The 12,403-nt window shown below is 70.9% G+C and carries 13 protein-coding genes; 5 read left to right on the forward strand and 8 right to left on the reverse strand.

The genetic code is table 11. The features are described 5' to 3' along the window. The first annotated feature begins 7 nt into the window (after nucleotides 1–7). Genes CAP38_RS11535 through CAP38_RS11550 form a run of 4 tightly spaced genes read left to right on the forward strand, consistent with a single transcriptional unit; the run spans nucleotide 8 to nucleotide 3,174 of the window. A complete protein-coding gene (locus CAP38_RS11535; RefSeq protein ID WP_086121550.1) occupies nucleotides 8–562 on the forward strand; it encodes a phosphatidylglycerophosphatase A in 555 nt (184 codons plus the stop codon). 19 nt (nucleotides 563–581) lie between these two features. Beyond that, a complete protein-coding gene (locus tag CAP38_RS11540) occupies nucleotides 582–1,064 on the forward strand; it encodes a CinA family protein (protein WP_086121551.1) in 483 nt (160 codons plus the stop codon). An 18-nt stretch (nucleotides 1,065–1,082) separates the two neighbouring features. Then, the gene (locus CAP38_RS11545; RefSeq protein WP_086121552.1) at nucleotides 1,083–2,252 is read left to right on the forward strand and encodes a DNA alkylation repair protein; all 1,170 of its coding nucleotides are present in this window, start codon (nucleotides 1,083–1,085) and stop codon (nucleotides 2,250–2,252) included. 10 nt (nucleotides 2,253–2,262) lie between these two features. Then, nucleotides 2,263–3,174, forward strand: coding sequence for an alpha/beta fold hydrolase (locus tag CAP38_RS11550; protein WP_086121553.1), 912 nt, complete (start codon nucleotides 2,263–2,265; stop codon nucleotides 3,172–3,174). Nucleotides 3,175–3,180: 6 nt separating this feature from the next. Here CAP38_RS11550 and CAP38_RS11555 read toward each other — a convergent pair whose 3' ends face one another. Then, on the reverse strand, nucleotides 3,181–3,975 hold the full coding sequence (locus CAP38_RS11555) for a UPF0149 family protein (RefSeq protein ID WP_086121554.1): 795 nt from the start codon (nucleotides 3,973–3,975) through the stop codon (nucleotides 3,181–3,183). A 103-nt stretch (nucleotides 3,976–4,078) separates the two neighbouring features. On the opposite strand from CAP38_RS11555, the gene CAP38_RS11560 reads away from it, so the two are divergent. Next, nucleotides 4,079–5,707 (forward strand): FMN-binding glutamate synthase family protein, encoded by a 1,629-nt coding sequence (locus tag CAP38_RS11560; RefSeq protein WP_086121555.1) that lies wholly within the window; start codon nucleotides 4,079–4,081, stop codon nucleotides 5,705–5,707. Between the two features lie 10 nt (nucleotides 5,708–5,717). On the opposite strand, the gene CAP38_RS11565 is transcribed toward CAP38_RS11560, so the two are convergent. The 7 genes from CAP38_RS11565 to CAP38_RS11595 all read right to left on the reverse strand — a co-directional run bounded on the left by CAP38_RS11565 (nucleotide 5,718) and on the right by CAP38_RS11595 (nucleotide 12,349). Beyond that, the gene (locus CAP38_RS11565; protein ID WP_086121556.1) at nucleotides 5,718–6,737 is read right to left on the reverse strand and encodes a hypothetical protein; all 1,020 of its coding nucleotides are present in this window, start codon (nucleotides 6,735–6,737) and stop codon (nucleotides 5,718–5,720) included. Between the two features lie 5 nt (nucleotides 6,738–6,742). Continuing rightward, nucleotides 6,743–7,195, reverse strand: coding sequence for a putative toxin-antitoxin system toxin component, PIN family (locus tag CAP38_RS11570; protein ID WP_086121557.1), 453 nt, complete (start codon nucleotides 7,193–7,195; stop codon nucleotides 6,743–6,745). Nucleotides 7,196–7,197: 2 nt separating this feature from the next. Beyond that, complete coding sequence (locus CAP38_RS11575) at nucleotides 7,198–8,523, reverse strand: class I SAM-dependent RNA methyltransferase (RefSeq protein ID WP_086121558.1); 1,326 nt, start codon at nucleotides 8,521–8,523, stop codon at nucleotides 7,198–7,200. Then, nucleotides 8,520–10,133, reverse strand: a complete 1,614-nt coding sequence (rpoN, locus tag CAP38_RS11580) for an RNA polymerase factor sigma-54 (RefSeq protein WP_086121559.1) — start codon at nucleotides 10,131–10,133, stop codon at nucleotides 8,520–8,522. Before rpoN ends, CAP38_RS11575 begins: the two co-directional genes overlap by 4 nt. A gap of 91 nt (nucleotides 10,134–10,224) precedes the next feature. Next, entirely contained in the window at nucleotides 10,225–10,983 is a 759-nt protein-coding gene (gene lptB / locus CAP38_RS11585) for an LPS export ABC transporter ATP-binding protein (RefSeq protein ID WP_086121560.1), read from the reverse strand. Next, entirely contained in the window at nucleotides 10,980–11,621 is a 642-nt protein-coding gene (gene lptA / locus CAP38_RS11590) for a lipopolysaccharide transport periplasmic protein LptA (RefSeq protein ID WP_086121561.1), read from the reverse strand. Before lptA ends, lptB begins: the two co-directional genes overlap by 4 nt. Nucleotides 11,622–11,707: 86 nt before the next feature. Further along, a complete protein-coding gene (locus tag CAP38_RS11595) occupies nucleotides 11,708–12,349 on the reverse strand; it encodes a thiol:disulfide interchange protein DsbA/DsbL (protein ID WP_086121562.1) in 642 nt (213 codons plus the stop codon). Nucleotides 12,350–12,403 lie beyond the last annotated feature (54 nt).

Raw genomic sequence — 12,403 nt, forward strand, 5'->3', positions numbered from 1 at the left:
TCCGGCCATGCCCTTTCCCGACGCCAGCCCCATCGACCCGCCCCCGGCGCCTGCCGCCGTTCAGCCACCCGTGCTGCGTCCGACCCTGGCCTTCCTGCTGGCCCATCCGGCGCACTTCATTGCCCTGGGCGCCGGCGCCGGCCTGTCGCGGCTGGCACCCGGCACCGCCGGCACGCTGTGGGCCTGGGTGGCGTTTCTGGTGCTCGACCCGTACCTGTCGGCCCTGGGCTGGGGTGTGCTGATCGGCCTGGCCACGCTGGTGGGCTGGTGGGCCTGCACCGTCACCGCCCGCCACATGGGCCTGGCCGATTCGGGCCACATCGTGTGGGACGAGGTGGTCGCCTTCTGGCTGGTGCTGTGGCTGGTGATGCCGGCGGGCTTCTGGGGCCAGCTGGCGGCTTTTGCGCTGTTCCGTCTGTTCGATGCGGTCAAGGTCGGCCCCATGGCCTGGGCCGACCGGACCTTCAAGGGCTTCGGACCCCGGGGCGGCTTCGGCATCCTGCTCGACGACTTTGCTGCCGCCTTCTGCACCCTGCTGGTGATCGCGCTCTGGCGCTTCTGACGCCGCACCCCACGCCACCATGCCGCACGACACCGCCCTCCTGGTCGAACGCCTGGCACAGGCCCTGACGGCACGCGGCTGGATGATGGCCACGGCCGAGAGCTGCACCGGTGGACGCATCGCCGGGGCCTGCACCGACCGCGCCGGATCGAGCGACTGGTTCGAGCGTGGCTTCGTCACCTATTCCAACGCCGCCAAGACCGAACTGCTGGGCGTGCCGGCCGATCTCATTGCCGCCCACGGGGCCGTGAGCGAGCCGGTGGCGCGCGCCATGGCCGCCGGGGCACGGGCCCATGCACCGGTGCAGGTGTCGGTGGCCGTGACCGGCGTGGCCGGCCCCGGCGGCGGCAGCGCGGCCAAGCCGGTGGGCACGGTCTGGTTCGGCTGGGCCACCCCGCAGGGCGTGGAGACGGAATGTGTGAGCTTCGACGGCGACCGCGCCGCCGTGCGGCAGGCCACGGTGGCCCATGCCCTGGCCGGTCTGCTGCACCGCCTGGGCTGACCGCCGCCGGCTGATCCCATGGCCGAGCCGTTCAAGAACCTCATCTCGCCGGCCACGGTGCAGCACATGGCGCAGCACCTGGGCCGCGCCACGCCCGGCTTCGATGCCGAGCGCTTCCAGGCCCTGGCCCTGCACCAGCAGCACGAGCTGGAACTCAAGGCCCGCATCCTGCGTATCGCGGATGCCCTGACCGCCACGCTGCCGCCCGACTTCAGCACGGCCTGCGATGCGGTGGAGGCTGCGCTGGCCCCGCCCCTGCCACTGGACGAGCACGGCGAGCCGGTCACGGCCGGTTCGGCCCTGCACGCCGGCGGGCTGGCCGGCTGGAGCATCTGGGCACTGGGGGAATGGGTGGCCCGGGTCGGTGTGCCGCTGGATGCCGCGCTGTGGCCGCGCGCCCTGGCCTGTCTGCACGCGCTCACCCAGCGGTCCACCGCCGAGTTCGCCATCCGCCCTTTCCTGCAGGCGCAACCGGACCGGGTCTGGCCCACGCTGATGCAATGGAGCCGGGACCCCAGCGCCCATGTGCGGCGGCTGGCCAGCGAAGGCAGCCGGCCGCGCCTGCCCTGGGGCCTGCGCCTGCACGCCCTGGTGGCCGACCCCTCGCCCAGCCTGCCGCTGCTGCAGGTCCTGCAGGACGACCCCAGCCGCTATGTCAGGCGCAGCGTGGCCAACCACCTCAACGACATCGCGCGCGACCATCCGCAACGGGTGAGCGACTGGCTGGAGCGCCACCTGCCGGGCGCGCCCGTGCCCCGCCGCCAGCTGCTGCGCCATGCCAGCCGGGGCCTGATCAAGGCCGGCCACGGCCCGACCCTGGCCGTCTGGGGTCTGGGCGTGCCGCTGCAAGGGCAGGCCCGTTTCTCGCTGGATGCGGCACAGGCCGCCATCGGCAGCGGCATCGGCCTGCGGCTGGCACTGGTGTCCGCCGCCGACCGGCCGCAGGCGCTGGAGATCGACTACGCGGTGCACCATGCCCGAGCGCAGGGCGGCCACTCGGTCAAGGTGTTCAAGGGCTGGCGCTGCACCCTGCCGGCCCATGCCACCCTCACGCTGGACAAGCGCCACAGCCTGCGCGAGGTGACCACCCGCCGGCTCTGGCCCGGGGCGCACCGCATCGAGCTGCGCATCAATGGACAGACCGTGGGCGAGGCCGGCTTCGAGCTGCTGCCCGCGGCCGCACCGTGAAGGAACGCCCATGAACGACACGAACACCGGCGCCGGGCTCCCTGGCTTCGCCCAGCACACCATCGCCCTGCCGCATGGCCCGGCCCGAGTTGTCGTGGGAGGACAGGCCGACGGCCCGGCCCTGGTGCTGCTGCACGGTTTTCCCCAGACGCACGCGATGTGGCACCGCGTGGCGAGCCGGCTGGCCGACCGGTACCGGCTGGTGCTGCCCGACCTGCGCGGCTACGGCGCATCGGCCGCGCCACCGGACCAGCCCGACCATGCCCAGGCCAGCAAGCGGGCCATGGCGCAGGACGTGGTGGATGTGGCCACGGCGCTGGGCATCGACCGCTTCTTCCTGTGCGGCCATGACCGGGGTGGCCGGGTGGCGCACCGGCTGGCGCTGGACCATCCGCAGCGGGTGGCGCGACTGTGCGTGATCGACATCGCGCCCACGCTCGACATGTACGAGCGCACCGACATGGCCTTTGCGCGCGCCTACTACCACTGGTTCCACCTGATCCAACCGGCCCCGCTGCCCGAAACCATGATCGGCGGCAACGCACGCGCCTACCTGCATGCCAAGCTGGGCGGCTGGGGCAGCGGCGGGCTGGGCCACATCGAGCCCGAGGCCCTGCAGGCCTACGAGGCCGCGTTCTGCCGGCCCGAAGCCATCCATGCGGCCTGCGAGGACTACCGGGCCAGCGCCGGCATCGACCTGGCGCACGACCGGGCCGGCCGCGAGCAGGGCCAGCGCATCGCCTGCGACACCCTGGTGCTGTGGGGCGAGCGCGGCGTGGTGCACCGCTTCTTCGATCCGCTGGCGCTGTGGCAGGCACAGTGCGCCGGCACGGTCAGCGGCTATGCCATGCCGGCGGGGCACTTCATTCCCGAGGAACGGCCCGAGGCCACCGCCGAGGCGCTGGCCGGCTTCATGGTGTGACGGCGCTCAGGCGCCGTGGCACTTCTTGTATTTCTGGCCGCTGCCGCAGGGGCAGGGGTCGTTGCGACCGGGCGTGGGGGCCTGGCGCACCGGCCCGCTGCGCGGGCCCAGGCTGCGCCAGATCTGGTGCAGGTCGTACACCGCCCAGATGGCCGCACCGAAGGTGTTGAGGCGCTCGTCGCTCACGCTGGGCGGGCCGTCTTCCACATGCAGGTTCACGCTGGGCTTGCCGGTGTCGTCCTCGGTCAGGGCCACGATGCGATCCAGCGCCTCGTCGATCCATTCGGCGGTCTCGCGGTCGCGCACCGGCGCCCATTCCTCGCTCCAGTTCTCCACCACGAACATGAAGCCCAGCGCCCAGACCTGGGCGTAAGCCGGCAGGCCCTCGTCGTCCAGCTCGGGGCGCTCCTCGGCCGGCAGGGCGGCAATCGCCCCGCGCACGTCCATCACCTCGGGGTGGTAGCTGCGCTCGTCCTCCAGCGTCTCCACCGGGGCCTGCAGCGCGTCAACCACCTCGGCCATGCGCCGATGCCACAGATCCATGAAACGTTGGTAACGGTCGGTACTGGCGAAATGGGTGCCCTCTTCCTGCGGTACGGTGGGCAGATCGCCCACGCCCAGCAGCACCGGCAGCCACTCGGCCGGCTCCACCGGGCGGCGGGTGCAGACCAGCGCGGCCATGGCACCTTCCAGGAATTCCCATTGCGGCACTTCGTCATCGCGCTCGCGCAGCTCGTCCAGCAGCTGGTCCAGGGTGTCGAAGTCGGTCGGCTCCAGCGGGGCGAGGGTGGGCGTGGTCATGGTGGCGCAGGGGATGGGAAGCGGGGAATTGACCGGCAAAACCGTGTCAAAAGCGACGAAAAAGGCCGGCCAGTGTAGCGGGGTGCGGTGGCAAGATGCGGCCATGCTCGACCGACTCAACCAGCTCTACCCGGTGCGCTACACCGCCCTGGCCTTCTGCGTGGTGGCCAGCCTGCTCAGCCTGTTCACCCTGATCGGGTTCGGCATCGGGGGCCTGTGGTTCCTGGTGTTCACCGGCCTGAGCGTGCGGGGCTTCATGGACCTGCGGCAGACCAAGAGCTCGGTGCTGCGCAACTACCCGGTCATCGGGCACCTGCGCTTCATGCTGGAGATGGTGCGGCCGGAGATGCGCCAGTACTTCCTGGAGAGCGACACCGAGGCCACGCCCTTCTCGCGCAGCCAGCGCAGCCTGGCCTATGCGCGCGCCAAGGCCGAGACCGACAAGCGCCCCTTCGGCACGCAACTGGATGTGCATGCGGACGGGCACGAATGGATCAACCACTCCATCAGCCCGACCCGGCTCGACTCGCACGACTTCCGCATCACCATCGGCGGGCCGGACTGCACCCAGCCCTACTCGGCCAGCGTGTTCAACATCTCGGCCATGAGCTTCGGCGCCCTGTCGGCCCCCGCGATCGAGGCGCTGAACGCCGGCGCGAAGCGCGGCGGCTTTGCGCACGACACCGGCGAAGGCTCCATCTCGCAGTGGCACCGGGTGCACGGCGGTGACCTGATCTGGGAAATCGGTTCAGGCTACTTCGGCTGCCGCGACGCCCAGGGCGGTTTCGACCCCGCCCGGTTTGCCGAGCAGGCCACCGACCCGCAGGTGCGCATGATCGAGATCAAGCTGAGCCAGGGTGCCAAGCCCGGACACGGCGGCGTGCTGCCGGGCCCCAAGGTCACGCCCGAGATCGCGGCGGCGCGCGGTGTGCCGGTGGGGCAGGACTGCGTGTCGCCGGCGGCCCACAGCGCGTTCTCCACACCGCTCGAACTGATGGCCTTCGTGGCCCGGCTGCGCGAGCTCTCGGGCGGCAAGCCGGTGGGCATCAAGCTGTGCATCGGCCATGTGTGGGAATGGTTCGCCATGGTCAAGGCCATGCAGGCCAGCGGCACCACGCCGGACTTCATCGTGGTCGACGGGGCCGAGGGCGGCACCGGTGCGGCGCCGCTGGAGTTCACCGACCATGTGGGCGCGCCGCTGCAGGAAGGTCTGCGGCTGGTGCACAACACGCTGGTGGGGGTGAACCTGCGCGAGCGCATCCGCATCGGCTGCGCCGGCAAGGTGATCAGCGCCTTCGATGTGGCCCGTGCCATGGCGCTGGGAGCCGACTGGTGCAACAGCGCGCGCGGCTTCATGTTCGCCCTGGGCTGCATCCAGGCCCAGACCTGCCATACCGGTCGCTGCCCCACCGGCGTGACCACCCAGGACCCCCTGCGCCAGCTGGCCCTGGTGGTGCCCGACAAGGCCACCCGGGTGTTCAACTTCCACCAGAACACGCTCAAGGCGCTGCAGGAGCTGGTGCAGGCCGCCGGCCTGCGGCACCCAGGGGAGATCGGCGCCCACCACCTGGTGCGCCGGCTCAATGCCAACGAGGTGAAGCTGCTGTCCAACCTGCTGCCCACCGTGGCACCCGGTGCACTGCTGGGCGACACCGGCCCGGCCAGCGGCCTGCACCCGGCCTTCACCACCTGGTGGGCCCGCAGCCGGGCCGAGACCTTCTCGCTGGAATGACCGCCTTGCCTCAGAGGCGGCGGGCGTCGTCGGCCAGCACCTCTTCGCGCTCTACCTGACCGGCCGCGTTGTAGTGGCGGCGCCGCAGCAGCTCGCCGCCGGGGCCGTGCTCGTCGTCGCGCAGGCGCTGGCCCTTGGAGCCGAAGTAGCGCTGCCAGCCCCACAGGCGGCCGAATCGCTCGGTGTTGACCGCGGCGGGCTGGCCGTTCTCCCAGAAGCTGCGCGTCAGGCGCTCCTCGTGCCGGCCCTGGCGGCGGATCTGCTGGTCCAGCTTGAGCTGACCGTTGAGGTACCACTGCCGCAGGCGCTGCTCGCGGCCCTGGGCCCAGACCACCTCCTGGGTCAGCTGACCGCTGTCGGCCCACTCGCGGCCGGTGCCTTCGCGGCCCTCGAAAGTGTCGGCCGGGCGCTCGATCAGCACCGTCTCCGAACGCAGCCGGCCGGAGGGGTAGTACACCCGCTTGATGCGACGATCCGGCTCGCCGGCCTTCTGCTCGTAGGCCTCCGAACGGATGACCGCGCCGTTGTCCCCCACCACGGTGAGCTCGCGCAGCACGCCGGACTGGAAGGTGACGGTGCCCAGGGTGCGGGCAGCGTCGCGCTGCAGGGTGGTCTGGCGGGGCTTGCCGTCGTGGCCGCAGAGGTCCAGATCTTCCGGGATCAGGTGCACCGGGGCGCAGCGCAGCTCGGTCGGGCGGCCGTCGGGCAGGCGCACCAGCGAGAACTGCACCTTGGCGCCGGTGACGAACTGCAGCCGCTCCAGCGCGCCGTTGTCGTGGAAGGTCTTCTGCGGCCCGACCGGGGTCCCGGCCTCGAGCATGGCTTCGCTGCGCAGCACGCCCCTGGCGTCGAAGCGGCGCACGATGCCGTCGCGCTGCCCCAGGCTGTTGAGCTTGAACTCCTCGCGGCTGCCGTCGGGTGCGGTACAGCGCAGCGCACCGCCGCCCAGGGGTTCGCAGCGGGTGCCCGCAGGGGCGTCGGCAGCCGCCAGCGGCCCGGCCGCCCACAGCGCCAGCAGGGGCAGGATCACGCGGGCTAGGACGGCTCGGGGGACAAGTCGGGCAGCGGTTCGGGATTCCATTGGCGGCTCACGCAAACACCCAGCCGGCTCAGGCGACGCGCCATGCACAGCACGGCAGCGTCCTTGCTCAGGAGCGTGGCGCGGTGGGCCACGGCCAGGTCGATGAACTTCTGATCATCGGCATCCTTGCAGGTAAACGGCGCCTTTGCAGCCGTGGGGACAAGCCGCACCAGGGCATCGAAGCGCGCCAGCGCCGTCGCCCGCTGCGCCGACGCCTGGGGCGCGCGGCGCAGGATCTGCGGATAGTCCAGCACCCGCCGCCATTCCTCGCGGGTGGGTTCGGTGGCCAGCCATTGCAGGCGGCCCTGTTCCAGCGCCTGGCGCAGCGGCGCGACGGCCGGGTCGTCGAACACCAGCAGATCCAGGGCGATGTTGGTGTCGAGCACCACCGGGGTGGCAGGCGCCATGGTCACTCGGGTGCCGGGGTGCGCGGCTGGCGCGCCTGCAGGTCGAAGCGGAACAGCCGGCATTCGATCGGGCCGTTCCACAGCGGCACCCGGCGCGACTCCTTGAAACGCATGCGGCCCGGCAGCTTGAGGTCGGGCGTGAGCAGCCAGGCGGTCCAGCCGGCGTAGTGGCTTTTCCAGTGTGCGGCCAGCCGCTCGAAGAACTCGGAGGCATCGGCGCCGTCGCTCATCTGGGCGCTCTCGCGGCCTTGCGGCTCGGCCGGCGCCACGGCCGGTCGGGCCCCCACGGTGAAGGTGCGGGGGGCACGGCTGCGGGCCCGCTCGGCCGCGTTCTGGCCAGCCACACCGGCTGCTGCGATGCGCTCGCCGTAGGGCGGGTTGAGCAGCAGCACGCCGGGGCGGGGCGTGGGCGGCATGCGCTGCAGAGCGTCGCCGCCGCGCAGGTCGAGCGCATGGGCCACGCCGGCGCGTTCGGCGTTGCGCTGGGCGAAGTCGACCATGCGGAAGGACACGTCGCTGCCGAACACCAGCGGGGCGCGGCCCTCGGGCCAGGTGCGCTGCGCCAGTACCGCCTGCTCGCGCAGGCCCTGCCACACATGGGCCTGGTAGGGCAGCAGCTTCTCGAAGGCAAAACGGCGGTTGAGGCCAGGCGCGATGCGCAGCGCCATCTGCGCCGCCTCGATGGCCACGGTGCCGCTGCCGCAGCACGGGTCGTACAGCGGAGCGATGTCGTCCAGGGATTCGGCGGTGGCACCGTTCCAGCCGGTGGCGGCGATCATGGCGGCGGCCAGGGTTTCCTTCAGCGGGGCGTCGCCCTTGTCCTCGCGCCAGCCGCGCTTGAACAGCGGTTCGCCCGAGGTGTCGATGTAGAGCGTCACCGTGTCGGTGGTCAGGTGGGCGTACAGGCGCACATCGGGCCAGGTGGTGTCGACGCTGGGGCGTTCGCCCCGCTTGGCGCGGAAGCGGTCGCACACCGCGTCCTTGATCTTCAGCGCCGCGAAGTTCAGGCTGGTCAGCGGGCTGTGCTGGGCCGTGACCTCGACCTTGATGGTCTGCTTCGGGGTGAACCAGATCTCCCAGGCCACCTCGGAGGCCGCGTCGTACAGGTCCTGCTCGCTGCGGTAGCCGCCATGCCACAGCCGCACCAGCACCCGCTGGGCCAGCCGGCAGTGCAGGTTGAGCTGCAGGGCATCGCGCCAGGACGCCTGCAGCGACACGCCGGCCCGGGCCTTGTAGACCCGCTCGGCACCGGTGATGCGCTGCACCTCGTCGGCCAGAAAATCCTCGACGCCGGCGGCGCAGGGCAGAAAGAGATGGAGCTGGTTCAAAGAGATTTCCGAAGATTGGCCGGCGCGATGCGCAGCGCCTCGCGGTATTTGGCGACCGTGCGGCGGGCACATTCGATGCCCTGCTCGCGCAGCAGGTCGGAGAGCTGGTTGTCGGACAGCGGCTTGCCGGGTTCTTCGGAGGCAATGAACTGCTTGAGCAGCGCACGCACCGCCGTGCTGGAGGCATTGCCGCCGGTCTCGGTGCCCAGGCTGGAGCCGAAGAAGTATTTCAGTTCGTAGGTGCCGAACGGCGTGGCCATGTACTTGGCGGTGGTCACCCGGCTGATGGTCGATTCGTGCAGGCCCAGCTCGTCGGCGATCTCGCGCAGCACCAGCGGGCGCATGGCGAGCTCGCCGTGCATGAAGAAGTTGCGCTGGCGCTCGACGATGGCGCTGGACACCCGCAGGATGGTGTCGAAGCGCTGCTGGATGTTCTTGATGAACCAGCGCGCTTCCTGCAGCCGCTGCTGCATGGCAGCATGACCGCCATCGCCGCTGCCGCCGCGGTTCTGCCGCAGCGCGCCGGCGTACACGTCGTGCACCCGCAGGCGCGGCATGACGTCCGGATTGAGCGATACCTTGAAGCCACGCCCGGCGCGCTCGACGATCACGTCGGGCACCACCACGTTGCGCTCCACATCGACGAAACGGCGTCCGGGCTTGGGCTCCAGCCGCGCAATCAGGCCGAGGGCGGAGCGCACCGTCTCGTCGTCGGCGCCGGTCAGGGCGCACAGGCGCTTGATGTCGCGCTTGGCCATGAGCTCCAGCGGATGCCCGACGATGGCCAGCGCCGCGCGGGCCACCGGCGTGTTGCGCTGCTCCAGCACCTGCAGGCGCAGGCATTCGGCCAGGTTGCGCGCGCCCACGCCGGTCGGCTCCATGTGCTGCAACCACTGCAGGGCAATGGAGAGGCGCTGCACGGTGGCCTCCTGCAGGGCCAGGGCCGCATCGGCATTGACCGCCGTGTCGGTGCCCTCCAGGTGCATCAGGCCCAGGGCCAGGGCGGGCAGGTCTTCCTCGAGGTAGCCGTCGTCGTTGAGCGACTCGATCAGATACACCAGCGCGCGCAGGTCTTCTTCCGAGATGCGCAGGCAGCGCGCCTGGTCGTGCAGATGGGACTGCAGCGTGACCGGGATGCTGGCGAGGTCGGCCGCGCTGGCGGTGTCGTCGTCGGCATCGTTGCGCTGGCGGGCCGGCGCATCGCCGCCCCACTCGCTGTCGTCCGGCACGATGTCGACCGTGCCGTCACCCTCCCAGCTCTCGTCCACCGGGGTGTCGCCGTCCAGCCGGCCCTCCAGCGCTTCGGCGGCGGCTTCGCCGCTGTCCGGCGCGCTGTCGGACACCGCATCGGTCGGGCGATCGGGGGCCGGGGCCAGCACCGCATCGGCGATCTGCTCGCCGGCGCTCACCGGCGCGTCGACCTGCTCGACGCCGAAGGCCTCTCGCTCGGCCGAGTCGTCGGAGCGTTCGAGGAACGGGTTCTCGTCGAGCATCTGCTCGACTTCCTGCGCCATCTCCAGCGTGGACAGCTGCAGCAGCCGGATGGACTGCTGCAGCTGGGGCGTGAGCGCCAGGTGCTGCGAGACCCGAAGCGACAGTCCTTGCTTCATCGCTCGGCCGCCGCGCCGGGCCGCCCCCAGCCAGGCCGCGCCCCCTCGGGGGGCAGCGCAGTACACGGAGTGACAAGCGTGGGGGTCATGTTCACATCCGGAAATGTTCGCCGAGGTAGACCCGGCGCACGTCGGCGTTCTCCACGATCTCGGCCGGCGTGCCGCTGGTGAGCACATGACCGTCGTTGATGATGTAGGCCCGATCGCAGATGCCCAGGGTCTCGCGCACGTTGTGGTCGGTGATGAGCACGCCGATGCCGCGCGACTTGAGGAAACCGATGATGCGCTGGATCTCGATCACCGCGATCGGGTCGATGCCGGCGAAGGGCTCGTCGAGCAGGATGAAGCGCGGGTTGGTGGCCAGCGCCCGGGCGATCTCGACCCGACGGCGCTCGCCGCCCGACAGCGCCGGGGCCGGCGAATCGCGCAGGTGGTCCACATGCAGTTCACGCAGGAGCTCGTCCAGCCGCTGGTCCACCACCGCCCGGGACAGGGGACGGCCGTCATCGTCTTCCTGCAGCTCCAGCACCGCCCTGACGTTGTCGGCCACCGACAGCTTGCGGAAGATCGAGGCCTCCTGCGGCAGGTAGCCCAGCCCCAGACGCGCACGGCGGTGGATGGGCTGGCGCTCGATGGGCTGGCCGTCGAGCAGGATCTGCCCGCCATCGGACCGCAGCAGCCCCACCAGCATGTAGAACGAGGTGGTCTTGCCCGCGCCGTTGGGGCCGAGCAGGCCCACCACCTCGCCCTTGAACACGGCGAGCGACACGTCCTTGACCACCAGGCGGCTGCCGTAGGACTTCTTGAGGCCCCTGGCCTCCAGGCGGCTGACCGATGCGGTGGCCGTCAAGGACGACCTCCGTCGATCTGGCGGCTCGGCTGCAGGGTGGCGCCGTCCGCAGCGGGCCGTGCCGGCGGCGTGGCGCCGGCGGCGGGCGGCTTGGGGTTGGGCGTCAGCATGGCCCGCACGCGTCCGGACGGGTTGCCCGGGCTGCGGGCGGCCTCGCCGCCGTCCACGGTGAACACGTCGGTGGTGTTGTTGTAGACGATGACATTGCCCAGGGTCTCGTCGTTGAGCTGGGTGCCCTTGAAGCGGCGCATCACGGCATCACCGGTGAACTTCACCGTGTCGGCGCGGCTGTCGTAGTCGATGCGCAGGGCTTCTCCCTCGATGAATTCGTCGACGCCCTCGCGCTTCTGGCGGAAGAAGGCCCGCTGCCCGGTGGCCACGCCGAACTGGTTGCCGGCCGTGTCCTGCCGCACCTCCACCCGGGCGCCCCGGATGACGATGGTGCCCTTGGTGATGATGACGTTGCCGGTGAAGACGCTGGTCTGACGGGCATCGTCGTACCGCAGCGCATCGGCCTCGGCGTTCATGGGCTTGTCGCGGTCGGCCTTTTCGGCCCGGGCCGCCGGCGAAGCGCACAGGGCGGCCAGCAGGCACCAGACCGGCAGGCGGGAGACGCTCGAAAAAAGGAATGCAGGCATGGTCGTCCAGGGCACGAAACTTGCATGCATTGTAACGACGAGGCCCCGTCAAGACGGGGCCCCGGCAGAGAGAAAAACGCAGGGCGTCAGGCTTTGCGCACCTCGGCGATCAGGGCGCTGGCCACCGTGAGCGTGCGCGGACCCTGGCCGCTGATGTAGTAGCGGCCTGCCACGCCCATGGCCGGCGTGCCTTCGACCGCATACGCCTCCTGCAAGGCCGCAGCCTGCTGGGCCTTGGTGGTGACGGCGGCCGAGTTGAAGATCTCGGTGAACTTGGCACGGTCCACACCCTGCTTGGCCACCCAGTCGGTGATGGGACCGGCCGTGGTCAGCGGCAGACGTTGGCCATGGATGGCCTCGAACACCTTGGCATGCAGGGCCTTCACCTGGTCCATGGCTTCCAGCGTGTAGTACAGGCGCTGCATGGGCACGAAGGCCGGGCTGAAGGCCACCGGCACGCGGCGCACCGTCACATAGGCGGGCTGACGGGCGATCCATTCTTCGAAGGCAGGCTCGAAGTTGGCGCAATGGATGCAGCTGTAGGCGAAGAACTCCACCACCTCGACCTGGCTGGGCGGCGCCTGCACCGGCGCCGGCTTGGCCAGACGCTGGTAATCGGTGCCTTCCTTGGGGGCGACGCGCTGGGCGAAGGCCGGCAGGGCGACGCTGCCGGTCAGGGTGACGGCACCGGCGGCCAGCAGAGAGCGGGAGAAATCACGGCGTTGCATGCGTAGGGGCTCCTGAAGGGAATGGCGTTTGGGCGGAGATGGCCCGGCAAAAGT

Origin of the sequence: Hydrogenophaga sp. IBVHS2, from assembly GCF_002127215.1 — a bacterium.
In the GTDB taxonomy this organism is placed as follows: domain Bacteria; phylum Pseudomonadota; class Gammaproteobacteria; order Burkholderiales; family Burkholderiaceae_C; genus Hydrogenophaga.

Coding starts and splice junctions, on each gene's coding strand:
- CAP38_RS11535 (WP_086121550.1), top strand. CDS start 8: ATGCCCTTTCCCGACGCCAGCCCCATCGACCCGCCCCCGGCGCCTGCC.
- CAP38_RS11540 (WP_086121551.1), top strand. CDS start 582: ATGCCGCACGACACCGCCCTCCTGGTCGAACGCCTGGCACAGGCCCTG.
- CAP38_RS11545 (WP_086121552.1), top strand. CDS start 1,083: ATGGCCGAGCCGTTCAAGAACCTCATCTCGCCGGCCACGGTGCAGCAC.
- CAP38_RS11550 (WP_086121553.1), top strand. CDS start 2,263: ATGAACGACACGAACACCGGCGCCGGGCTCCCTGGCTTCGCCCAGCAC.
- CAP38_RS11555 (WP_086121554.1), bottom strand. CDS start 3,975: ATGACCACGCCCACCCTCGCCCCGCTGGAGCCGACCGACTTCGACACC.
- CAP38_RS11560 (WP_086121555.1), top strand. CDS start 4,079: ATGCTCGACCGACTCAACCAGCTCTACCCGGTGCGCTACACCGCCCTG.
- CAP38_RS11570 (WP_086121557.1), bottom strand. CDS start 7,195: ATGGCGCCTGCCACCCCGGTGGTGCTCGACACCAACATCGCCCTGGAT.
- rpoN (WP_086121559.1), bottom strand. CDS start 10,133: ATGAAGCAAGGACTGTCGCTTCGGGTCTCGCAGCACCTGGCGCTCACG.
- lptA (WP_086121561.1), bottom strand. CDS start 11,621: ATGCCTGCATTCCTTTTTTCGAGCGTCTCCCGCCTGCCGGTCTGGTGC.
- CAP38_RS11595 (WP_086121562.1), bottom strand. CDS start 12,349: ATGCAACGCCGTGATTTCTCCCGCTCTCTGCTGGCCGCCGGTGCCGTC.